This window comes from Desulfosporosinus sp. BICA1-9 (assembly GCF_000802135.1).
Map to the genome: position 1 here is coordinate 12,847 of NZ_JUEE01000173.1, position 23,175 is coordinate 36,021.

19 protein-coding genes and 2 pseudogenes are annotated in these 23,175 nt (G+C 41.0%); all 21 read left to right on the plus strand.

The window, feature by feature from the left end:
• The first annotated feature begins 329 nt into the window (after nucleotides 1-329).
• Nucleotides 330-551 (plus strand): hypothetical protein, encoded by a 222-nt coding sequence (locus tag JL57_RS21890; RefSeq protein WP_034144056.1) that lies wholly within the window; start codon nucleotides 330-332, stop codon nucleotides 549-551.
• Nucleotides 552-770: 219 nt separating this feature from the next.
• On the plus strand, nucleotides 771-1,910 hold the full coding sequence (locus JL57_RS21895) for a tetratricopeptide repeat protein (protein WP_034144057.1): 1,140 nt from the start codon (nucleotides 771-773) through the stop codon (nucleotides 1,908-1,910).
• A gap of 191 nt (nucleotides 1,911-2,101) precedes the next feature.
• Nucleotides 2,102-2,269 (plus strand): hypothetical protein, encoded by a 168-nt coding sequence (locus tag JL57_RS35200; protein ID WP_291300402.1) that lies wholly within the window; start codon nucleotides 2,102-2,104, stop codon nucleotides 2,267-2,269.
• 341 nt (nucleotides 2,270-2,610) lie between these two features.
• The gene (locus JL57_RS21900) at nucleotides 2,611-3,996 is read left to right on the plus strand and encodes a sigma-54-dependent Fis family transcriptional regulator (protein WP_034144058.1); all 1,386 of its coding nucleotides are present in this window, start codon (nucleotides 2,611-2,613) and stop codon (nucleotides 3,994-3,996) included.
• A gap of 538 nt (nucleotides 3,997-4,534) precedes the next feature.
• Entirely contained in the window at nucleotides 4,535-5,734 is a 1,200-nt protein-coding gene (locus JL57_RS21910) for a M20 family metallopeptidase (protein ID WP_034144060.1), read from the plus strand.
• Nucleotides 5,735-5,824: 90 nt separating this feature from the next.
• The gene (locus JL57_RS21915) at nucleotides 5,825-6,286 is read left to right on the plus strand and encodes an alpha/beta fold hydrolase (RefSeq protein WP_034144061.1); all 462 of its coding nucleotides are present in this window, start codon (nucleotides 5,825-5,827) and stop codon (nucleotides 6,284-6,286) included.
• A gap of 210 nt (nucleotides 6,287-6,496) precedes the next feature.
• On the plus strand, nucleotides 6,497-7,732 hold the full coding sequence (locus tag JL57_RS21920; protein ID WP_291300405.1) for an isoform II: 1,236 nt from the start codon (nucleotides 6,497-6,499) through the stop codon (nucleotides 7,730-7,732).
• A gap of 97 nt (nucleotides 7,733-7,829) precedes the next feature.
• Nucleotides 7,830-8,603: an MBL fold metallo-hydrolase gene (locus JL57_RS21925; protein ID WP_034144062.1), complete on the plus strand. Its 774-nt coding sequence runs from the start codon at nucleotides 7,830-7,832 to the stop codon at nucleotides 8,601-8,603.
• Between the two features lie 569 nt (nucleotides 8,604-9,172).
• Nucleotides 9,173-10,480 (plus strand): GntP family permease, encoded by a 1,308-nt coding sequence (locus JL57_RS21930; RefSeq protein WP_034144063.1) that lies wholly within the window; start codon nucleotides 9,173-9,175, stop codon nucleotides 10,478-10,480.
• A 110-nt stretch (nucleotides 10,481-10,590) separates the two neighbouring features.
• Complete coding sequence (locus tag JL57_RS21935) at nucleotides 10,591-11,613, plus strand: ketopantoate reductase family protein (protein WP_034144064.1); 1,023 nt, start codon at nucleotides 10,591-10,593, stop codon at nucleotides 11,611-11,613.
• Between the two features lie 38 nt (nucleotides 11,614-11,651).
• On the plus strand, nucleotides 11,652-12,575 hold the full coding sequence (locus JL57_RS21940) for a 3-keto-5-aminohexanoate cleavage protein (protein ID WP_034144065.1): 924 nt from the start codon (nucleotides 11,652-11,654) through the stop codon (nucleotides 12,573-12,575).
• Nucleotides 12,576-12,797: 222 nt separating this feature from the next.
• Nucleotides 12,798-13,445, plus strand: a complete 648-nt coding sequence (locus JL57_RS21945) for a CoA transferase subunit A (protein WP_034144066.1) — start codon at nucleotides 12,798-12,800, stop codon at nucleotides 13,443-13,445.
• A 14-nt stretch (nucleotides 13,446-13,459) separates the two neighbouring features.
• Nucleotides 13,460-14,116 (plus strand): 3-oxoacid CoA-transferase subunit B, encoded by a 657-nt coding sequence (locus tag JL57_RS21950; RefSeq protein ID WP_034144067.1) that lies wholly within the window; start codon nucleotides 13,460-13,462, stop codon nucleotides 14,114-14,116.
• 31 nt (nucleotides 14,117-14,147) lie between these two features.
• Nucleotides 14,148-14,987, plus strand: coding sequence for a methyl-accepting chemotaxis protein (locus JL57_RS21955; protein WP_291300403.1), 840 nt, complete (start codon nucleotides 14,148-14,150; stop codon nucleotides 14,985-14,987).
• Between the two features lie 379 nt (nucleotides 14,988-15,366).
• Nucleotides 15,367-15,825: a MarR family winged helix-turn-helix transcriptional regulator gene (locus JL57_RS21960; protein WP_034144068.1), complete on the plus strand. Its 459-nt coding sequence runs from the start codon at nucleotides 15,367-15,369 to the stop codon at nucleotides 15,823-15,825.
• 63 nt (nucleotides 15,826-15,888) lie between these two features.
• The gene (locus JL57_RS21965; RefSeq protein ID WP_034144069.1) at nucleotides 15,889-16,743 is read left to right on the plus strand and encodes a DUF6544 family protein; all 855 of its coding nucleotides are present in this window, start codon (nucleotides 15,889-15,891) and stop codon (nucleotides 16,741-16,743) included.
• Nucleotides 16,744-16,911: 168 nt separating this feature from the next.
• Nucleotides 16,912-17,437, plus strand: a pseudogene (locus JL57_RS21970) (sigma-70 family RNA polymerase sigma factor).
• Entirely contained in the window at nucleotides 17,434-18,747 is a 1,314-nt protein-coding gene (locus JL57_RS21975; RefSeq protein ID WP_034144070.1) for a DUF4179 domain-containing protein, read from the plus strand. Before JL57_RS21970 ends, JL57_RS21975 begins: the two are co-directional and overlap by 4 nt.
• Before the next feature lie 309 nt (nucleotides 18,748-19,056).
• Entirely contained in the window at nucleotides 19,057-21,207 is a 2,151-nt protein-coding gene (locus tag JL57_RS35205) for a cell wall-binding repeat-containing protein (protein ID WP_291300404.1), read from the plus strand.
• A 416-nt stretch (nucleotides 21,208-21,623) separates the two neighbouring features.
• Nucleotides 21,624-22,337: a GGDEF domain-containing protein gene (locus JL57_RS21985; RefSeq protein ID WP_034144071.1), complete on the plus strand. Its 714-nt coding sequence runs from the start codon at nucleotides 21,624-21,626 to the stop codon at nucleotides 22,335-22,337.
• A gap of 287 nt (nucleotides 22,338-22,624) precedes the next feature.
• Nucleotides 22,625-23,175: pseudogene (locus JL57_RS21990) on the plus strand (RNA-guided endonuclease TnpB family protein); the annotation flags it as partial.

Genomic DNA, 23,175 nt, shown 5'->3' on the forward strand with positions numbered 1-23,175 from the left:
CCTACAGACTACCAGAAAAGGACCAATGCATGAAGAGCATCTGATTTATCTTTTGCACATACTTCCATGAATTAACACCTCCTACAAATATTTTAACCAAAAATTTTAAAATTAGTAAGAACTCTTTTCTCAAAATGGTATAATCAGGGTAAATGAAAAGGAGGGAAATCATGCCGCGTCATGCCAGACAAGTATGCAAAACTGGTATCTAGCATTTGATGGAGCGAGATTAACCGTGGAGTACTCTTTCATGATGATGAGGATCGTCAGCGATATTTGGAAACTCTGACACGAATTACCGAGGATAGTTCAATAGCAGTCCTGGGATATTGCCTGATTTCCGAACAAAAGGACCAGGCCATAATTGCCCTTTGGAGTACATCACAGCAGCAACTGATGATATCTGCCTGGAAGACATTGAAGTAAAAGCTTTGAGCGATACCAAGGCGCTTCAGCTTATAAAAAAGTACTGCAAAATGCCAAAGGGGACACTGATGGAAATGACCAAGGCAGATCGGAACGACTTAGTTCGTCAGCTCAAACTTATCTAGGGATTGAGCATCAGGCAAATATCACGTTTAACCGGCGTGAGCTTTAACATCGTCAAAAGGGCATAGTGACACATGAAAAACGTCCCCTTGTGTTCTGCATAGTATTCAACTTTTGTAATAATTATGAGCAAATCTACATGTGTATGTTGGCAGGGGAACTAAACGATACAGAATCAAGTAAGGTGAATGAACAAAAGTAAGTGAGAAGGGAAAGATACTGTGACAACTCAACAAAAATTAGGAATTAATCCAAAATTGATTAGCATTATCACTGGTAAGGAGTTTTCCGAGGTAGAATCTAATCCTGGAATAGAATTACTACCAGGGAAGTATGCCCAAGGAATCGCTAAATATATGCTAACGTCAGAGGATTATTCAGAAGATCTTAACGATCAAGAATGCAAATACAAATTAAAATGCACCCAATGTGGTCACATTGATTATTACGATGTTGGCAGGATAGCTTATGATATTAAGGATCGATCTAAGAAAAAGCTGAACTCAACACAAGATACAGGTGAAAAAGAGTTTTCTGATCCTTTAGATATGCAATTCGGAGGATATTTTCGTTGTAATCATTGTAACTCAGGAGGTCCGTGGAAAATACCCAGCCACACTCTACGTGAGCTCAAAGTAGAAATAATGTCCAGTTTCCTTGCAGCATCCTTTAAACTAGAAGCTTTGAATCAGAGCAAAGTTATTTATGGCAAAATGGTTTCAGAAGATGGATACTATTACACTTGGTTGACGGATTATGAAGAGCACTATTTAAATAAGTTAAGTCAGAACCCCATCAATGCCTTGATTTGGAATAGGTTAGGAAACTCATATTTCAGGGCTGGACGATCGGACTTGGCAGCAGTAGCTTATGAGCAGGCTATTCGGCATGATTCGAAGCAAATGGAATCGCATTATTCGTTAGGGCATATTTTATTGGACAATGGGGATAGAGAGGCAGGCATTGTTCATTTACGGTTAACCTTGATGACAGCACATACTTATCCCTATCTTGATCCCGCGGATATGCGGGACATGCTTGCGGAAACACTGATCATGTTAATAGAGGAGATTGAGAATAATGAGCAATTAGCAGAATGGTTGCCATTAAGGGAAGAGATCGAAGCCTATAGTGGGGGAGCTTTTAATTCAAGCCAGATATCAGAAATTAGTGAGATTGTTTTAGATCTGGATACTGAGGATATCACAAGCCTATATCCGTTAGCTGAAATGTATATGGGTAAATGGAACGAAAAATTGCTTACTAAAAAACGGTCTGTCAGATTAAATAAGGTTGTTGTACATTCTAAGAAAAAGAAACCAACTAAAAAATCAAAACATAAGAAAGCTAGTAAAAAGTAATTGACTAGGCAGGGAAGTACTTTCACAGTATTCCCTTCGGCAGGGCACATTCCAATAGGGCAGATCCCTTGCAGTTGCCAAAATAATGACCAACAGGACAATTTATTGCGTAATGCATTTTCCAATAGAGTTGTTCTGTGACACATTTGGATCGGAAATAGAGGAGATTGTCATCAAGTGGTGGTAATGGGTTGTTTTTTGTGAGAGAGTATAAGAAGGAGGCAACCTTTGCCTCGCCCTTTACCTGTATCGGATGTGCTGATTTTCAAAGTCATTATGGCTCGGCGACGATCAGTATTGTTTGGAAGATGAAGGAGTCGTTGCCGGGGTTTGTGATGAAGAAGACGGTTAAGGTTTAACTCACTCTTGCCGCCAATACATATGAACAAGGTGTTTCGCGTGTTGACGAGGAGCACCTTGTTTAACTATAGTCATTTGTTCATGACCAACCATCTTGGACTGTGCGGAGGTTAACGGAGCTTCGTTTGGGAACGGAGGAGGGGTCTGTAGATTTAATGGTGCGATTTATCGTGGGGGTACTGATCATAGTGAATCTTTGGATGACAGGTGTATCATTAAGCACGAATTATACTTTGCATTTGTCGCAAATTAAGTATTTTCAGTTCTGTTAGCAGCAGTGTAAAATTCAGAATAGTATGTTAAAATTTATACCAAAGACTCTAAAAGGAGTGAACAGTTAATGCCAGATATCCGTGAAGAGAACAAGGACATTATTAATTGTGTTTTAGAGTCTATGCAGGGTTTCGTGGTAACAGATTTAGACGGCAAGATTATCTTTTTAAATGACAGATATGCGGATATCTTGCAGGTAGATCGTCATGAAGTCATCGGAAAAGATGTTATAGATGTAATCCCTGGTACACGGATGCATATTGTAGCTAGGACAGGACGGGAAGAAATGGGTTCCTTATTTAAGCTTAAGAATGGTGAGTCGGTACTGGTTAACAGGATACCGGTCAGAAAAAATGGTAAGATAATTGGAGTAGCAGCATTTGGTTCTCTCTCAATGCTAGATGAAATGAGTACTGTTGCTACAATTCAGAAAATCGGCCATTTAAGCCAGGAATTAAATCAATATAAGAGTGAATTGAACAAATTAAGAGGGGCAAAATACTCACTGGATCAAATTATTGGCAACTCTCCTAACCTTATCAAGATGAAGGAATTAATAAAAAAAGTAGCCCAGACCAAGTCGACTGTCCTGATAACCGGAGAGACAGGCACTGGCAAAGAACTGGTTGCCCATGCTATACACCAGCTCAGTACGCGGAGCCATCATTCGTTTGGTAGGCTCAATTGTGCTGCTATTCCTAATGATTTACTTGAATCTGAATTATTTGGCTACGAGGAAGGAGCCTTTACCGGAGCCAAAAAGGGTGGGAAAATTGGTAAATTTGAACTAGCTAATTGTGGTACATTACTGCTTGATGAGATTAATCAGATGCCCCTGTATTTTCAATCCAAGCTTCTGAGAGTCATTCAGGAAAAAGAGATAGAAAGAGTCGGGGGTAATAAACCTATTGATATTGATGTTAGATTGATATTTACCACGAATCGAAATCTTCTCGATATGGTTCATCAGGATAGTTTCCGGGAGGATCTCTATTATCGTATTAACGTTATGAGCATCGAGGTTCCTCCCTTACGGACGCGGGTTGATGATATCCCCTTTTTGGTTGAACATTTCATCTCCAAAATTAACAAAGAACTTGGCTTGAATATTACTGGGATTGACGATAAAGTAATTGAACTATTCCAGACTTATTATTGGCCAGGCAATATCCGGGAAATGGAAAACACCATAGAAAGAGCAGCTAATCTAGCCTTGCAGGGCAAACTTACACTTGAACTTTTTGAACACTTCTTATTGCGTAAGGAGAAGGAGAGAAGTCGAAATGAGAATGAGATTTGTCTTGAAACTGTAAGGTTCAAAGCTGAAAAAGAAACCATAATTCGTGTGCTGGCCCAGACCAATGCCAATGTAAGCATGGCCGCTAAGTTATTAAAAATAAATAGGAGTGTACTTTACGAAAAAATAAAGAAATATGATATCAGGACGATGTAAATCTTCATAGTTTCATCCAATCGTGAGACTCCCACTTCTACAAAGTGGGAGTGGTATCCCGATGTTCAACTTTAGTTGAACGAGTTCACTCTGCCAATAGACTGTCGGGTAATCCGGACAACTGTTGGGTAATCAGACAGTTTTCTTGATGGGATAATTTGTTAAAAACCCAGAAGAAGCATGATTAGACACTTAATCATGCTTCTTCTTTTTTGGCACGGTTATTGCGATAGATTTGTAAACAAGCATACAAAAGGAGGTGTTAGTGAACAAAACCGGTTCTGCCAGTGGTGGCTTGACCATTTTAAAAATCCTCTAGGTATTGTGACTGCCTTTATTGCTGGTGTAAGTATTATCATATTCGATTACCTTGCTAAAAAAACAGGGAAAAGTGTAATAAGCGAGTTTTCTTTTCCTGTAAGTATGGTTATTGGTATGTCTTCTGCGGTGCTCGTAAATAATCTATTTTGATTTGGAGGTTTAAAATGAATAATTTAAAAGAAAAAATTAATAATTACGATGTAAACCTGCATAGACTTTGATAAATTTATCAGAAGAAGCCAGAGCGCTTCAAGAAACTATTGTCACACACCGCAGATATATACATGAAAACGCTGAAATTCATAATGATCTACCAATTACAACCGCATATGTAATGGCCAGATTAACAGAAATGGGATATGATCCAAAAGAAATTTCAAAATCTGGCATTGTCGCAATAGCTGGTGAGAAAACCGGAAAAACAATTTTGTTAAGAGCAGATATGGATGCACTCCCAATAGTAGAAGAAAATGAACTTCAATTTAAATCAAAATCTCAATTTATGCATGCCTGTGGACACGATATGCATACAGCAATGCTTCTTGGAGCAGCACGATTGTTAAAAGATCATGAAAGCGAACTTGAAGGGCAAGTAAAACTCATGTTTCAACCTGGAGAAGAAACTATGGTTGGTGCTAAAGCCATGGTTGATGCAGGTGTGCTTGATAATCCAAAAGTAGACGTTGCTATAATGATTCATGTTCTTTCTGGAATCCCTGTTCCGACTGGTTCAATAATCATACCTCAAGGCGGTGTCTTATCCGCAGCTGCCGATTGGTTCAAAATTACTATCCAGGGTAAAGGCGGGCATGGCGCGATGCCAAATACTACAATTGATCCATTAAATGTCTTGTCACACATTCATTTGGCTCTGCAAGAAATCAACTCTAGAGAAATTGCTCCTAGCGATAATGTGGCGCTCACAATAGGACAGATGCACGGGGGTAGTACATCAAATGTTATTCCTGATACAGCTTTCTTAACTGGATCAATTAGAACTTTCGGTGAAGAATCCAGAGAATTTGTAAAATCACGTTTGCAGCAAATTGCTATAGGCGTAGCATCTACATTTAGAGCCAGTGCAACAGTTGAATTTGAAAAAGGCTGTCCAAGTGTTACTATAGATCAAAATTTTCGTGATCAAATTATAGAGTATACAATAAATCTTTTTGGTAAAGCATGCTTAGTTGACATTAATAAAATAATGGGCAGTTCAAAAATTTCGGGTTCAGAGGACTTTGCCTTTGTAAGTGAGAGAGTACCCGGTGTAATGCTATCAATAGCAGCCGGTTCTCCAGAGGAAGGACACCCATTTCCACAACATCATCCAAAAATAACTTTCAATGAAGATTCATTATCAATCGGATCAGCTCTTTATGCTAATACTGCTATTGAATGGTTAAAAAATAATAAGTAATCAATGTGAATTTTGTCAAAAAAATCTTCTTCTTTCCTATTTTCTAGAATTTCCTTCTCTTTCTCAGAGAACGGCTGCAGCTCGTCGGCTTTGCTTCGAGCACAGCCCAGCGAGGAGTTTCAGAAGATCTATATCTACGCACTCACGAAATACGGCTTTAGCTCGTTCAAGTTCCGCAACCTTACAAAGATCATACTTTTGTTTCTATGGATCAAGCTTACCTCGCCGGAAACCACGGTGTGTGAGGTGCTGCAGCATAGATTCAGTAAAAAGAACACCGTCAAGCTGTACTTGGATTTCTGCAAAAGCCCTGTATATAACAAGTGGAGGCTAGACGAGCTCGGCACGGAGTTCGCCGTCCCCTATTATCAGATCAACGGCGATAGCGACTGGCAGACGCCCTATTCTCTGGCACGAGAGTATTTTGACCGCGTCGAAGCGCCAAAGAAGCGCTGGTACACATTGAGGGATGCCGGACACATGGCGCAGCTCGATAACCTGCCCGACTTCACGCAATATCTACTGGAGATCCGCACCGAGCTCTTCGGTTAACCAAGGGGCGGCATGTCAAGGGAACAGATCTATTGATGTACAACTGGCTATCTGGTAAATTTATTCTGATGAAGTGTGCTTATGCCCATATATGCCAGAAAATAGATCTATATCAATGGATTTGCCCTTATGACATGCGAATTTAAGCATTATTAGAAATGTCTGGTAGTGATAAAGCAAACAAAAACTCGTGGAGAGAGTGGTGTAGTGATGACAATTACTAAATATGCAAAGATGTCTCAGACTAAATCTGCGAATATGGTTCAAATAATGGTTACCCTTTATACATTAGCAGCCTTTCCTCGCCTTATAAAGGAGTTGCCTAAGCCGGGTGGTATGTATCCGGTGGGCACTACACACTTAAGTTTCACAGACAAGTCGAGAAAAGGCCTCCTCACTGATAAAGACGCGGACAGAGAGCTGGCTGTGCAGGTGTGGTATCCGGCGGAAGGTATTGATGAAGGTAATAAGGCGCTTTACTATGTACCTGATAAAAGGGTGAGCAAATATCTTGCTAAGGCATTGAATCTTCCCAACATATTTAAAGTCTTTGATCGCATAAAAACCCACGGCTATTTAAATGCTCCTCTTTCTTCCGCTGAAAGAAAATTTCCGGTACTGTTTTTTTCACATGGCTACTCTTCTTTCGTGGGTCAAAACACAATTCTCATGGAAGAACTTGCCAGCCGTGGATATATAGTGTTTAGTCTTGCCCATACTTATGAAACTTGTGCCAGCATTTATCCTGATGGAAGTATCATACCTTTTCAAGCGGAGCAAATTAAAACTTCAAGACAAGAGGTAAATAAACTATTCAAAGAATTTGATGGTGATCAAAATAGTAATGATTTTATCGAATATATGGTGAGAAATGCGGCTGTTTTCAGAAAAAATGTGCAAAGGTGGAGCGATGACACCATTTTTGTGACAGATCAGGTTGAAAAAATGGAGAAAGGTGAAATCGACAACATCTTTAAGGGAAGGCTGGATTTGGCGAAATTGGGCATATTCGGTCACTCTCTTGGGGGAGCGACAGCAGGCCAAGTTTGTATAACAGATAATAGATTCAAAGCTTTTGTTAATTTGGATGGATATCCCTATGGTGATGTAATTTTCAATAAAATTTCTACACCATTTATGATCTTAACCAATATCGCAATACGAAAAAATATAGGTGCGGGATTTCATCCTGAACAAACCGGTTATATGATCGTAGATATTAAAGATTCTAAGCATTTCGACTTTACCGATTTAACCGTGTTTTTTCCAGCTTTAAAAAAGTTGAATATTCCTGAGGTATTAGGAAGTATTAATGGAGAGCGTCAGGTCCAAATTGTAAATGATTATGTCCTCGCCTTTTTTAACAAACACCTAAAAGGTAATGAGGAACCTTTGGTCGACCAAGAGCTCACTAGGTACCCGGAAGTAACAATACAAATGAAATAGTGGACCTATTTAAGTTCTTTGGCTAATGGAATCTTAGGTGCTTTTATCCAATTAATTGATAAGCTATGGATTATGAAGAAGGGAAGGAGATAAGACAGTGGAACTAAAATGGTTTGGGACAGCTTCAGTCATGTACCAAGAAGGAGAAGACAAGCTCCTTTTTGATCCGTTTTTTCCATTGAACAAAAAATTATATCAGCCGTCTCTTGCTGAATATGCGGAGGTAAAGCACATCTTTATTACACACGGCCACTTTGACCATTTGATCGATGTTCCAAAGATATTAGCTAAAGGTCAAGCCACTGTATATTGCTCGGAGATAGTTGCTAATACATTGCAGCAGGACGGGGTAGAGTCTGACCGCATTGTAATACTAAACCCAGGTGATAGTATAGAGACTGGCCCATTTACAATCAATGTCATTAAAGGCAGACATATAGTGTTTGATAAGTGGATGCTTTTCAAAACCATTTGTAATTACCGTATGCTAGTTTATCATGCAAACTTTAGAAAAATGTTAAAGGTATCATCCAAATTCCAAGAGGGTGGGCAAACCCTACTTTATCAGATCAAAACTAAAGACAAGCATGTCGTGCATTTAGGGAGCTTGAACTTACCTGAAGATCAAGTGTACCCTAAGAATATGGATATGCTATTAATTCCTTTACAGGGTAGATCTGATCTGAACGATTATACAATGCCGTATATTAAGTTATTAGAGCCAAAGACAGTTCTCCTCCACCATTTTGATGATTCTTTTCCACCTGTCTCTTCTACGGTAGATACTAAAGAATTCAGTAAAAAATTTAAAGAATGTTTCCCTGAAATAGAATTGATAGTCCCTAGGTATGGTGAAGTAGTAACAATATAAGAAATGACTTGCAGCCATTTACTAGATGGCTGCATTTGTCTATTATTCAACTGGTATTTCGAAACTATTCAGATTAACAAGAAATTCCAGTGGAAAAGATCTTTTGAGGTCTTGATGAGTGGTATTGAGAAGCTGGGACAAGGGGAAAAAGGGATCCTGATTATTGATGATTGGCACCTGGTTCAGAATGTGGAAGAAATATAGGATAAAGAAAACTTCATAACTCAACTTTCGGTCGCGACCGAAAGTTGAGTTGTGAAGTATCATTTTGCTAAGAAACTGTCGGGTAATCCGGACAACTGTTGGGTAATCAGACAGTTTTTTTGATTAAGATAGTTTGTTAAAAGACCCAGAAGACGCATGATTAGACGTTTAATCATACGTCTTTTTTTTGGCACGGTTATTGCGATAGAAATGTAAACAAGAAAACAAAAGGAGGTGTTAGTGAACAAAGCTTAGAGAAAGGTGGAATCGAAAAAAACACTAGTAAAGAACCCATTTCTGCCAGTACATCAAGTCTGTAACCAGAACGAAATGACAAAAACAACGATTTTAGAGGAGGATACGTAATGTTAGGTGTTATGGGTGTGCTTATTGCCATCGCAGTTATTATTTTTATGGCCTATAAAGGCTGGGGTATCATTCCTGCTTCTCTTCTTTGTGCTCTAATCGTTATTTTGACCAACCATGGCGACATTTGGAAATCCCTCTCAGTGGATTATGTCAACGGATTTAAGTATTTTGCTGGTACCTATTTCTTAATCTTTGTTCTGGGCGCATTATTTGGTCAAGTTATGGGTGAAAGCGGAAGTGCTAACTCTATTTCCTACAAGTTAATGGACAGGTTTGGTGAATCCAGAGCTATTCTAGTAGTAGCTTTGGCTACCTCCATCCTTACTTACGGTGGAGTTAACCTGTTCATCGTTATTTTTACGGTCTATCCTCTGGCTTTGATCCTCTTTAAGGCAGCTGATTTACCAAAGAGACTTATCGTAGCGACTGTTGGTATTGGAGCGGGAACCTTTACCATGACAGCTATGCCAGGATCCCCTTCCATTCAGAACCTCATCCCTGCTCAAGTATTGGGAACAACAGCAACGGCAGCTCCTTTGATGGGTATTATCTGTTCCCTGTTCCTCTTCGGGGCAGGTGTCTGGTATGTGCAAAGTCGGGCTAAAAAAGCTAAGGCTAATGGCGAACATTTTGTCCCAGGTCCTCGTGACAATATGGATAAATTATCCTTGACCGATGCCAGTAAACTGCCTGATTGGAAAGTAGCTTTTTTACCTTTACTCGTTGTTATTGGGGTGATCTTCCTCCTGAAAGGGAAGATGGATGCTCTCTATGGGGTTAGCATCGCTCTAGCAGTTGGTATCATTCTGACCTATGTGCTGAACTGGAAGCGTTTTGAAAATCCTCTTAAGGCACTTAATGATGGTTGCTCAAATAGTGTTATGGCCCTGATCAATACTGCAGCTATTGTTGGCTTTGGTTTTGTAGTCCAGAACGTTCCAGCTTTCCAAGCGTTTATCAAATTTGCCCTGGGCATGAAATTCAATCCTTTGGTTTCCGAAGCCATTGCCGTTAACGTGATAGCGGGTATTACTGGTTCTGCCAGTGGTGGCTTGACCATCTTTATGAAAACCATGGGTCCAGCATTCCTACAAACTGGGATAAGCCCCGAAGCGTTACACAGGGTTGCCTCGATAGCTTCCGGTGGTCTAGACTCCCTGCCCCATTCCGGAGCGGTTATTACCTTGTTGATGGTTATGGGTTTAACCCATAAAGAAGCCTATAAAGATCTCGGTGTAGTGACTGTAATTATACCTCTGCTGGCAACAGCTTTGGCCATCGCTATCGGAATATTCTTTTACTAAAATTCTTTGGGCGCTGACGAGCAACATTGACAGCAATGAAACCAGGTACTCATGTGGGCCAAGGCTCACATGAGTACAGGTCATAAAAAAACAAACAAGGAGGAGATATTATGCGCACAGCAATTATGGGTGCAGGGTCCCTGGGGACTATAGCAGGGGCTCTCATCACCAAGAATGGCGGAGACGTTATCCTAATTGATGCCAACAAAGAACATGTTAAAGCTTTAAATGAAAAAGGGGCTACTATTACAGGAACAATGGAGCTTACTATTCCTGTCAAAGCCATCACGCCTGATGAGATGACAGGGATTTATGATGTGGTTCTATATCTGGTTAAGCAAACGTATAACGAGGTTGCCTTAAAACAATTACTGCCTCATCTGGGTCCCGACAGTGTCGTATGTACCCTGCAAAATGGTGTTCCTGAGGATGCCGTAGCGGAAATTATCGGTAAAGAGCGCACCTTAAGCGGGACTGTGGGCTGGGGGGCAACGTTTGTGGGTCCCGGGGTCTCTATGCTTACATCCGACCCCAACAAGATGAGCTATGATGTTGGTGAACTGGATGGCAGCATCAGGGAACGGACAAAAAAGGTGGCCGAACTGTTAAACCTTTCTGCAGAGACCATTATTGTGCCAAATCTGGCTGGAATTCGTTGGACTAAATTAATTGTGAATGCCACCATGAGTGGTATGTCTGCAGCCTTGGGCTGTACCTACGGTGACATCTTAGATAATGAAAAGGCTCTAGCCTGTGCAGTTCACATAGGCAACGAGACCCTTGAAATCGTTAAGGCCAGAGGCATTAAACTGGAACCTCTCCAGGGACATGACCTGAGTGTTTTGGCCTTCCAGAACAAGCAAGAACGGGACGCGAAATACCCTTACTATAAGGCTGTCTTTTCACCACATCGTCTGTTAAAGGCCAGTATGCTCCAGGACTTAGAGAAAGGTTTAAAGACAGAAATCGACGCTATCGATGGGGTTATTTCCGATTGGGGTAAGAAGCTGGGTATTGCTACTCCCATTAGTGATAAAGTCGTAGAAATAGTTAAGGGCATCGAAGCAGGGAAGTACACTTATAAGATTGAGAACCTTGATATGTTTGAACTACCTGAAATTCCAGAAGCTTAGATCAAAAATTAACCTTAAATAACGAGGAGGAACATAAAATGGCCGTATCATCCACGAAACGAATCATCTGCTGTGCAATTACCGGGTCTATTCATGTACCCAGCCAGTCACCTTATCTGCCTATCACCCCGGACCAAATAGCTCAAAACGCTCTTGATGCTGCTAATGCCGGGGCAGCCATAGTCCATATCCATGCCCGTAATCCAGAAACAGGGCAGCCTTCTGCTGATCTGGAACTGTATCGTGAGATTGTAGGCAAAATCCGGGCCAAGAATAAAGAAGTCGTCATCTGTCTTACCACTGGTGGTGGTGCAGGTATGACCGTAGAGCAACGAGTAGCTGTCGTTCCCGAATTCAAGCCTGAATTGGCTTCTATGAATGCTGGTTCTATCAACTGGGGCTTGTTCCCTGTCGCAGACAAGATTAAAGATTTCAAGTTCCCTTGGGAGCCTGCCATGCTTAATATGACGAAGAGCTTTATTTTTGAAAACACCTTTACCGCCATGGAAACCATGACTAAAATCATGGATGAAAACGGAACCAAACCTGAACTGGAAGTCTATGACGTGGGTCACCTGTACAGCATTGCTTATCTACTCCAGAAAGGGTTCGTCAAACCTCCCATTACTATGCAGTATGTAACTGGTATCTTAGGTGGTATCGGTTCGACTCCTTATGACATCATGAACCTGCATACTACAGCGGAACGACTCTTTGGTACTGGCAAGTATAACTGGTCTGTAATCGGAGCGGGCAAGGCTGAATTCCCTGCTACTACAATGGCTCTTATCCTAGGCGGACACGTTAGAGTAGGTATGGAAGACAATTTATATCTAGGTAAAGGAGTCTTGGCTAAGAACAATGGTGAATTAGTGGCGAAGATGGTCAGGATCATGACTGAGTTAGACCTTCAACCTGCTGCACCTGCTGAAGCCAGGGAATTACTGGCTTTGTCCAAATAATTGTAAATGCAGGCAAAGGATAGCATTTTAGCTATCCTTTGCTTCCAATAGTTCTTTACAGGAGGTTCCCTATCAAACAAATACCGGGAGTAGTATAATTCCAAAATAAGTCTATAAAAAAAGCCTATTGCTCCTCCTGACATCCGTTAAAGGGATAATAAGATGCAGCTTTCACACATGAAATATGGTAAACATGGTCATAAACCAAAGGAGGAAAAAAATATGAGTAAAATAGCTGAGAGGGAAGAGGCTCTAGCTAGATTTACCGACAACCAATGCGTGATGATTGGCGGATTTCTAGGTACAGGAACTCCAGAGAGCCTGGTGGACGGCTTAGTTGAGAAGGGTGTTAAGAATCTTACGGTAATAGCCAATGATACAGCTTTTCCAGGTAAAGGCGTTGGTAAGCTGGTAGTAAATAAGCAGACTAGCAAAGTCATTGTCTCTCATATCGGTACTAACCCTGAAACAGGAAGACAAATGCATGCCAAGGAGATGGAAGTGGAGCTGGTTCCTCAAGGCACTCTAGCGGAAAGAATACGTTCTGCAGGTGCTGGGCTAGGGGGCTTTCTTACTTCTACTGGTTTAGGAACTATTGTCGAAGAAGGCAAAGATAAAATAACTAAAGGAGGAAGAACCTACATCTTGGAGCTGCCTATAAAAGCCGATATCGCTCTAATAAAAGCCTGGAAAGCGGACAAATATGGCAACCTCGTCTATCGTCGTACTTCCAGAAACTTTAACCCGGTTATGGCAATGGCTGCGGATTTCGTGATTGTCGAAGCGGAAGAGATAGTCGAATTAGGGATGCTTGATCCTGATGAGATTATCACACCTGGTGCAGTCGTAGACATGATAGTAAAGGGTTAAGGAGGAATAAGAAAATGTCTAATCCGCGTGAAATAATTGCCAAAAGAGTAGCCCGTTTCTTTAACGAAGGCGACTTAGTAAACTTGGGAATCGGGATGCCTACGGCTGTAGCAAACTATATACCTGCCGGGAGCAACATTATGCTTCAGTCTGAGAATGGTTTTATCGGGCTAGGTCCTACTCCCTCGCAAGGTCAGGAAGACAAAGACGTGGTTAACGCCGGTGCAGCCCCTGTAACGATTCTCCCAGGTGGTGTATGTTTTGACAGTGCTACGTCCTTTGCACTTATTAGAGGGGGTCACTTGGCCGCTACGGTTCTAGGTGCCTTGGAAGTTGATGAAAAAGGAAACCTGGCTAACTGGATGGTTCCAGGCAAAATGGTACCAGGGATGGGTGGGGCTATGGATCTAGCAGCCGGAGCCCGGAAAGTAATCATTGCTATGGAGCACACCACTAAAAAAGGTGCCCCCAAAATTCTGAAAAAATGTACACTGCCACTCACCGCCGCTAATGAGGTAGATTATATAGTCACCGAACTGGGTGTTATGAAAGTAACAAAAGATGGCATCGTCTTAAAAGAATTAGCTTCGGGTGTCACTGTTGAGGAAATCCAATCTAAGACTGAAGCTAAGCTAATTGTTCCTACTACTGTTGGTTCTATGGAACTATGATGGGCACCATCTTATGGAAGGAGAGCGCATTATGACAAGGATTATCGGTCAAAAGGCACTGGAGCAAATTGCTGAATTGTTGCCGATTTTAGCTCTGTTATATTCCATGCCGGTTGCCTTAGGGGTTGTGAACACTGCTAACTATATAGCTGTGGTTCGCAATGATGATAATAAAATTCCGTTAAATATTAAGATCGGTGATCCAGTAAAAGAAGGAAGCACTGTTTATAGGGCCATGAAAGAAAAAAGAAAAGTAATCCAGCTAGTACCAAAAGAAGTCTTTGGCGTGCCTTTTAAAGCAATGGCTGAACCAGTGTATGATGAGGATGACAATGCCATTGGCGCTATTGCAGTGGTGTTTAGTCATGAGAACGAGTCTGTACTCAATCAAATAATACAGCAGTTTTCAGTTGCTTTCGAACAGGTAAATCAGAGTATTCAAGATATAGCATTTAGTGCACAACAGCTTTCTAAGGTGGGGGAAACGCTTTCGCAGAACACACAGAGGACGAAAGAAAACATCGGTGAAACTGACGGAATTATTCAGATGATCAAACGTGTAGCTGATCAGACCAAGCTACTTGGTTTAAATGCAGCTATAGAGGCGGCTAGGGCCGGTGAACAGGGGAGAGGCTTTACTGTGGTTGCAGAAGAAATTCGCCGTCTTTCTGAACAAAGCAATACCTCAGCCAAGCAAGCTACTGGAATCTTAAAAGAAATTACTTTGTCGATTGAGTCGATTAATAGGCAAACAGTCGAAACAAGTAGTGTTAGTGAGGACCAATCGGCAGCAATCCAGGAGATTGCCGCCGCAATGGAAGAATTGACTGCCCAATTAGAAGGATTGAACTCACTGGCGAAGAAGCTGTAACTATAATTGCCAATGCCTATATGCTTCCGTTTTAGTATATAGACATAAAAAAGCCCCCTCGCTAGGAGGGGGGAGTAAAGAAGGAGAAAAAAGAAGAAGAAATTGACTTACCGTTTATGTCAACCGCTAAACTAGCGAGTGTTATCCTTCTATAGTTAGTATAAACCATATTTGTTACCCTTTCATGAACTTTGTGTAAAGAATATGTTAAACCTTTCCAAGAAAGCCAAAAGGACCGTACCAAAGCAACTTCGATGGATGAGCGCCCTATTTATACAAAAATTAATTTGGTAAAAGAATTGACATTTTAGAAATAAGGTAATATATTATCTAATATAGGTAATGTATTACCTATTATTTTGTTGTGGAGGGATTATAGTTGAGCAAGCTTGATAAGATGGAAGATGGTCAATATATTTTTGGTTCTATCTTCGTGGTTGCCAATAGAATGGATACTTTACTTGAAAGAGAACTAAACAATCATGATATTACAACTAAACAGTGGTTGCTATCAGTGGTAATCGATAGTCTTTTTGACGAACCACCCACTATTAAAGAGGTTGCCAAAGAAATGGGAAGTTCTCATCAAAATGTTAAACAAGTTGCGTTAAAACTAGAGCAAAAGGGTTTACTTAAATTAGAAAAGGACAAAAAAGATGCCAGAGCCACTAAGATTAGTTTAACGGATGAAAGCTATGCTTTTTGGGCGAAAACTGAAGGGAAGGGGGTTGCTTTTATTGAAGCCGTTTTTAAAGACATTGAAAAAGATGAGCTTTCAAAAGTAAGAGCAGTGCTTGTTAAAATGTTATCTAATTTAACCAAGATGGAAGAAACTTAAAAGGATGACTCAAGAAGCAAGGCAGACCCCTTAATTTGAAATAGAGGAGGATTGAATTGAATTATGCCCAAGGTTGTTCCTCTGATCATAAGCGGACTCCTCATTCTTGTATTGATGGTTGTGATCGCTTCAATGATGGCTCATTACCACTTCAATCAAAGTGTTAAGAAGGAAGTGGAAACGTTCTATGAGGCTGTTAGAAATAAGCACGAAGTCGTCAGTGAGAACGACTTAAACGGATTACCAAGTCCTGTTCAAAATTGGATGCAAAACTCACAGATCGTCGGTAAGGAGAAAATCGTCTCGGCACGCACCAAGCAAGAGGTTACTTTGAGATTGAAAGAGAATCAGCCCTGGATGAATGCCCAAGTTGAGCAGTACTTTAGAATTGATGAACCCGGATTTATATGGGCTGTTGACATTAAAATGGCACCACTTCTTCACATCGTGGGAAGGGATAAATATATCGAAGGTCGTGGAAATATACTCATTAAACTTTTATTCCTTAAAACTGTTGCCGATGGGAGCGGCAAAGAAATCGATCAGGGAGCACTCTTACGCTATCTCGCGGAGATCATGTGGTTCCCTACAGCAGCCCTTAGCGAATATATCCAATGGGAAGGCATTGACTCAAACTCAGCTAAAGCAACCATGAGTTACATGGGGGTTACCGCCTCGGGAGTCTATACGTTTAGCGAAAAAGGAGAGATTCTAAGCTTCGTTGCCCAGCGTTATGGAGACTTTGATGGGGAGTACCGAATGGAAACCTGGTCTTGCGCGATGAAAAAATATAAGGAATTCGACGGCTTCAAAGTCCCATCTCAAGGGAATATCACTTGGAAATTAAAAACGGGAGATTTTGAATGGTATCACTTTGAAGTTAAGGAAATGGAGTACAACAACGTGGCTCGATATTAGGAATACTTCGGGGCAGACGGTGAGCACTCAAATAAGGGGTGCTCTTTTTGATTTGATTATTTGGAAATTAGAGTAACCATTCCAGTGTCTATTTTTAAAAATAGTTCACTCAAAAATGAACTTATTAGATAAGATAAAACTCATAGGTATAGAAGTGAGGTGAAATCTTTGGACAATGAGTTAATCCAGATGATAAAACGAGCAAAAATAGGGGATAAAGAGGCACTTATTGAACTCATTATGACTCAAAAAACAGGATTATTATCGCCTTGCTTATATATTCATGAAGAACCAAGATGACGCGTTAGATGCCATGGAAGATATGATTCTCAAAGTCTATGAAAATATCAAGAGGCTGAAAGAAGAAAAAGCTTTTTATAGCTGGAGCAAGACAATCCTTGTCAATTGTTGTAAGAATAACTTAAGAAGAAAAAATAGGGTCATCTTAATCAGAGATATTCCAGAAGACTCTCATGAAGATGTTTTTCATAATAAGGATGAACAGCTATATCTTGAAAAACACTGGGAAAAGCTCAATAGAAAATACCAGGAAGTTCTAAAATTAAGGTATTACCTAGATCTGGATTATGAATCTATAGCTGCGATCTTAAAAATCCCCTTAGGTACAGTCAAATCGCGAATTCACACCGGGCTTCTAAAGTTAAAACAAAGCATGGGAGTGAGTAACGAATGAACAATATAGAAGACATTCTTAGAGCAAAGAAATTGCAAATTGACCAAATTGAAGCCCCCGAAGAATTGGAGGAGCGGCTTCGGAATGCCTTAAACACGAAAAAACAAGTTACCCTAGGAAACAGATTCAGAGTATATGTCGTAGCCGTGGTTATGGTTGTTGCTATGCTATTATCATTTAATTATGATGTGATTGCTTATTATAGTAAACAACTCCTAGGGTATGATCAGGTCATGAATGGTTCGTTGAAGCAATTAAGTGAACTCGGCAAAGGACAACCTGTAGGAAAGAGTTATAGATTTGAGAATGGGGTCTCATTAACAGTGGATTATGTAATGGCAGACGAAAACCAACTTTTATTGTTTTATACCATTATAGATCCATCAGGGCACGTGGATGAAGACGATATATCCCCTTTTATGTCCTTAAAAGCTTTTTGGGGAGAATACCACCATCAGAATTCCCAAGGAAATATGAATGAAGATAAAACAGAAATGAAATATATCTCCAGCTTTGAGCCACCTAAGCCCTTTGAAAAAAACCTAACCTTAAAATTTTCGCAAATAAAGCAGGGTAGAGAAGTACCGGCCGAAATCAGCTTTACTTTAAACAGGAATACTGCCATGGGGCACACCTTAAAAAAGACTCTCAATGAAACGATTAAGGTTGATAAAACTCAAATAAAAATTGATTCGATTCTTGCATCCCCTACAAAAACGGTGATCAATGGTTCAATTCAAACTATTTTTGAAGTAGTGAAAGACCAGCTCAATGGAGAGAGACTTCGACCCACAGACCTCACGCTAAAACTCTTTGCGAATGGAAAAGAAGTTTCGCAACAAGGGCGTGGCATGAGTACGGACATGAAAGGGATTACCTTTCATAGTGATTATGACCCCTTACCACCGGATTTAAAGCAACTCCAACTGGAGCTGGTGAGGTTTGGAGCCGACCACGATGTGAATCAACAGTTTAGGTTAATCAGAACGAACGATGGCGATAAACAAGAGTTAAATATCCTAGGGCAAAAGGTCGAGATAAATAAGATTGAAACAGCTCAGGGAGAAACGCATATTACAATTAGCAGTGCAGAAGGCTTTATCTTAAGTCGGGTTTATTTAATGATTGATGAACAGAGAGTTTCGCTAGAACAAACCAATATGGACAAGTATGATAAACTCAAGGATGGTACCATCATCCATACTAGAACTCTGCGTTTCTTGGGTACGGGGAATGAGCTGGAACTGGATGTCCAAAGAATGACTTATACAAAAAACTATCAGGAAATGCTGGAGATTCCAACAAATTAAAAACCGGTGATCATGGTCTGAATTGGAAGAGCATGAAGTGGTTAAGACCCTTATAAATTATTGGTCAGATCGTTTCATGATGAACGGTCTGGCTTTTTTGTTTATCTTTGGACTTTTCTTTTAGCGTCTAAGTTTAGTGAAATCGCAGAGTACTATTTAATATAAGGTTGTTGTTACATATTTCTTATCCAAAAATATGTACATGCATATTTAGGTAATTTTGTATAATACCCCCATAAATTTAAATTAACCTCACGTATTAAATTATGTAAACATTTTGAAACCCGAAAGGGGGAGGAGGAAAAATTTATGAAATCCAAAACTAAAGTTCTCTTGTCACTCGTTTGTATTGTTAGTCTTTTCTTATCATTCTCTTTGGTAGCACTGGCAAAACCGGGGAAATCTGGAAAATCGGCAGCTCATCGTTTTTATGGTCATGATCGGTTTCAGACTTCTACATCAATTGCTAGCGCACTTTATGACGGCCAAAAGGTCCAAAATATTGTTCTGGCATCGGGTCATAACTTCCCAGATGCTTTGTCGGCCAGTACTTTAGCTTATCAACTTAAAGCGCCAATTATCCTAGTAAGCCCGGGACACAAAGACTCGATGGTTAGTTACAACTTTGTGAAGGATCATTTGGTCGCAGGGGGTACAGTCACCATTGTCGGTGGAAAAGCGATTATTTCCCATAGTTCTGAGCAATGGTTACTGGACAATGGATTCCATGTCAATCGTTTAGGAGGTAAGGATCGTTTTGATACCAATTCTCTGATTGTCAATCAGTTGAATGTTCCCCATGGCACTCCGGTTATTATTGCCAGCGGGACGGACTTTCCGGATGCGCTAGGAATCTCTTCGCTGGCTGCCAGCAAAGGTTGGCCTATCTTACTGAGTAATCCCTCTAACCTTCCTCAATCCGTTCAGGAGTTTTTGATCAGCGACCAACCCACTGATATTTATATCGTCGGTGGGGAAGGGATTATCCAAAATGGCGTATACAAGCAAATCCAAACCCTATCGCCCAATTCAAAAATTCAACGCCTGGGTGGTTATGATCGTTTTGAAACCTTAGCGTTAATCTTAAATAAATTCTATCCAAATCCTACTCAGATTTATGTTGCTAATGGCTTTGATTTCGCTGATGCACTCTCTGGTAGCACGCTTGCGGCTACTCATAATGCACCCATTCTTTTGGTAGATCCCAACAGTAATAATTTACCGAAGAGTCTAAACGACTATTTGGTCATGCTAAGAAATAAAAATGTCCATCCCCAAGTTAACGTTTTAGGCGGAGAAGGCGCAGTTCCGCAACGTCTGATCGATAAAATTAATGATGTGTTAGAAAACGACGGAGAAACAACAACACCCTCGGAAACGTTGACGGTGAGAAATCCATCAATTACGGGATTTATCGTAGGAGTGAGTCCTGCCATCAATAACATGACAATAAATGACTTTACACTTCGTAACAGCTCGGGAACCCAGATAACTCTTACCAGTGCGACTGTTTTAAATGGCGGGGCAGAGTATGCCCTAACGGCATCGTTGAATGCAGGTCAAATCTACACTTTAACGGCCGCCAAGGCAGGTTACACCTTTGGACCTGCTCGGTACGTGGTCGTTCCAACGACAATACCCTCGGAAACGTTGACTGTGAGCAATCCATCGACTACGGGATTTATCGTAGGAGTGAGTCCCGCCATCAATAACATGACGTTAAATGACTTTTCACTTCGTAACAGTTCGGGAACTCCGATAAATCTTACCAGTGCGACCGCTTTAAATGGCGGAGCGGCGTATGCCCTTACGGCATCGTTAAGCGCAGGTCAAATCTACACTTTAACGGCTACCAAGACGGGTTACACCTTCGGACCAGCTCAGTACGTGGTCGTACCAACGACAACACCCTCAGAAGCGTTGACGGTGAGTGAACCTTCGACTACAGGCTTTACCCTGGCAGTAAACCCGGCATTGAATGGTTTAAACGCAAGTGATTTCATACTTATGGATGGCAGCAGCCGCGTAACGATCAGCTCGGTCTCGACAACGAATAGTGGCGCGACCTATAAGATTTCCGCAACGTTAACGGCTGGTCATACCTATACGGTCACAGCGGCGAAAGGCGGCTATTACTTCGGAACAGCGCAGAACGTAGTTGTTCCTTTGGCAGCGACCGTGTCCAGCGCGGCGATATCGGACAGCAGACACATTGTCTTAACGATGAACAAGGCTTTGATTGGCTTGATTGGCGATCCGGAAGCTTTTGAGGTAGTGGGGGTAGCGTCGAACCCGACAATTACCAACGTTACAGTATCCGGCACAAAGGTAACTCTGGCTTTGAGCTCATCAATTGTAAGTACTGATGCTTATGTCACGGTTAACTATGCCAAGACAGGGACCAGAGATCTGACGAACGGCGCTCCGGTAGCGAACTTTAGTATTCTAATCGTTAATTAATAACCTAAATGTGCTGTAATAACACAAGCAAGAAGTATAGTTGATATTTAAAAGCCAGAACGTCAAAAAGTTGAACGCTCTGGCTTTTTGCATGTTCATGGATGTATTTCACGATTTCAGAGGAGATTGAAGAAATAGTAGTGCTGGTGTTATGCTTTTAATCGTCGCAGGACTGTGGTATAAAAAACAAATGTAGCCCCCTTTTGCGGTAGTCGGCTAACAGGTGAACTAGATACAAAGATTGTAATGATAAACCTAAATAAACCCTTAAAAATGCTTTCATTAAGAAGGAAATTGGAATTCTTTAGCGAAACAAGTATCAAATATCCTTCAGAATAAAATAATGGATATAAGATAAAGTACGTACTTTAATACTAGGCCAACGGTGTCTGTAGATTTGCTTGGAGGCGAAACATATGTATGATAATTCCTCTCTGAAGGATATGCGGTTTAAAATTCGGCCATGGCTTTCAGGTGCGATTATTACAGTAATCTTAATTCTGATCCAAGGTATAGCGTATCTCTGGCTGAGAGCAGTGCTTGTGACGATTATTACAATAGGTCTTTTTATGGTGATCCAGAAACTTTCCAATGAACGTCGAAGGTTGTTGAGTGTCGTTACTCTTGATGACCTGACGAAGATTGGTAATTACAGAGCTTTTCAGGAGCGGATGCGACTTGAGACGCAGCGCGCTCAGCGAAAGTACAATCCATTTACCCTGATTTTGATTGATTTAGATCGGTTTAAAAACTACAATGATTCCTTGGGACACCGTTTAGGTAATGATTTATTGTATTCAGCAGGACAGGTTTTCCAGAGTTCTGTTCGTTCCATCGATGGGGTTTATCGTTTTGGCGGGGATGAGTTTGCCATCGTATTGACAGAAACCGATTTAGAAGCAGCACGGTACATCGTGAAAAGGATTCAACATTCATTTGAGCGTCTTCCTAATCGTGCTGAGGTTACCTTGAGCATGGGAATGGCTATTTATCAGGAAGAGCCACTGACCGAGTTTTTCGATCGTGTGGATCGTTTGCTCTATGATGTTAAAGCGCAGGGAGGAAACGGTTGTCATTCTGAATTGAGCGTAGTCTATGCCAGTAAAGCTACTTCCTCGGCAGCTTTGTAAAGGGTAATCGATGATAGACTACTATCGATAACTAAGGAATAGACTGTGGGCCAATATTCCAAAGGCACTACTCAGAGATCATTTTAAGCTTTTAATAGACTCTCATTAATACCTTACTCCAAATAGGGGTAGGTATTTTGTTTTATCAAAGTCAGCAAGAAGACCCCGACTTCAAAACTCCGCAGTGTTTAAGTGGGGGATGAATTACGTTCCCCTACATAATTTTGTCGAGGCTCTATGATAAAATCTAACCTAATCAATCCCTAACTTGAAGGGAGGTGAATAGAGTGGTTATTAAACAAGCCAAACGTGAAAGCGATCAATCAAAAGGTAAGGAGAACAATTACGATGTTCTCGTCTCGAAGATCCCATTGAGGCTTAATCCGAACCAGCGCATTCTCGTGGATCGCCTTCGGAAGGAATCCGCTCGTCTCTGGAATGACATCTTGGATATTCATGGGTGGCTTTGGAGTTCGTATCGAGTATGGAGTTCCGAGAGCCAAATGAAGAAGCTCTTTAATGGAAAAACGCATAAACTTCATTCCCAGACGATCCAAGCGACGATAGAACTCCATCAGGAAACGTGCGATCGGACCCGGGAGCAACGAGTACAGGGAAACCTCGATTGGAAATATCCTTGGCGATATAAACGATTTTTCTCGGTTAACTATAAGAAAATTGCTCTCCGTCACCTGGAAAAGACCGATTGCATTGTCTTTTCGAATGGCCGAAATGAAGAGTCTTTGGTGATTAAACGACCCAAACATATTCCCTTTACGTCTATCCATTCGGCCGAAATCGTTTGGGCTTACAATCAATATTGGCTTCACCTAGCCAT

Bases quoted from the DNA above. Each gene is read 5' to 3' on its own strand.
- JL57_RS21985 (WP_034144071.1), top strand. From the start codon at position 21,624: ATGTATGATAATTCCTCTCTGAAGGATATGCGGTTTAAAATTCGGCCA.
- JL57_RS21920 (WP_291300405.1), top strand. From the start codon at position 6,497: ATGACAATTACTAAATATGCAAAGATGTCTCAGACTAAATCTGCGAAT.
- JL57_RS21950 (WP_034144067.1), top strand. From the start codon at position 13,460: ATGTCTAATCCGCGTGAAATAATTGCCAAAAGAGTAGCCCGTTTCTTT.
- JL57_RS21940 (WP_034144065.1), top strand. From the start codon at position 11,652: ATGGCCGTATCATCCACGAAACGAATCATCTGCTGTGCAATTACCGGG.
- JL57_RS21965 (WP_034144069.1), top strand. From the start codon at position 15,889: ATGCCCAAGGTTGTTCCTCTGATCATAAGCGGACTCCTCATTCTTGTA.
- JL57_RS21975 (WP_034144070.1), top strand. From the start codon at position 17,434: ATGAACAATATAGAAGACATTCTTAGAGCAAAGAAATTGCAAATTGAC.
- JL57_RS21935 (WP_034144064.1), top strand. From the start codon at position 10,591: ATGCGCACAGCAATTATGGGTGCAGGGTCCCTGGGGACTATAGCAGGG.
- JL57_RS21900 (WP_034144058.1), top strand. From the start codon at position 2,611: ATGCCAGATATCCGTGAAGAGAACAAGGACATTATTAATTGTGTTTTA.
- JL57_RS21955 (WP_291300403.1), top strand. From the start codon at position 14,148: ATGACAAGGATTATCGGTCAAAAGGCACTGGAGCAAATTGCTGAATTG.
- JL57_RS21930 (WP_034144063.1), top strand. From the start codon at position 9,173: ATGTTAGGTGTTATGGGTGTGCTTATTGCCATCGCAGTTATTATTTTT.
- JL57_RS35205 (WP_291300404.1), top strand. From the start codon at position 19,057: ATGAAATCCAAAACTAAAGTTCTCTTGTCACTCGTTTGTATTGTTAGT.
- JL57_RS21945 (WP_034144066.1), top strand. From the start codon at position 12,798: ATGAGTAAAATAGCTGAGAGGGAAGAGGCTCTAGCTAGATTTACCGAC.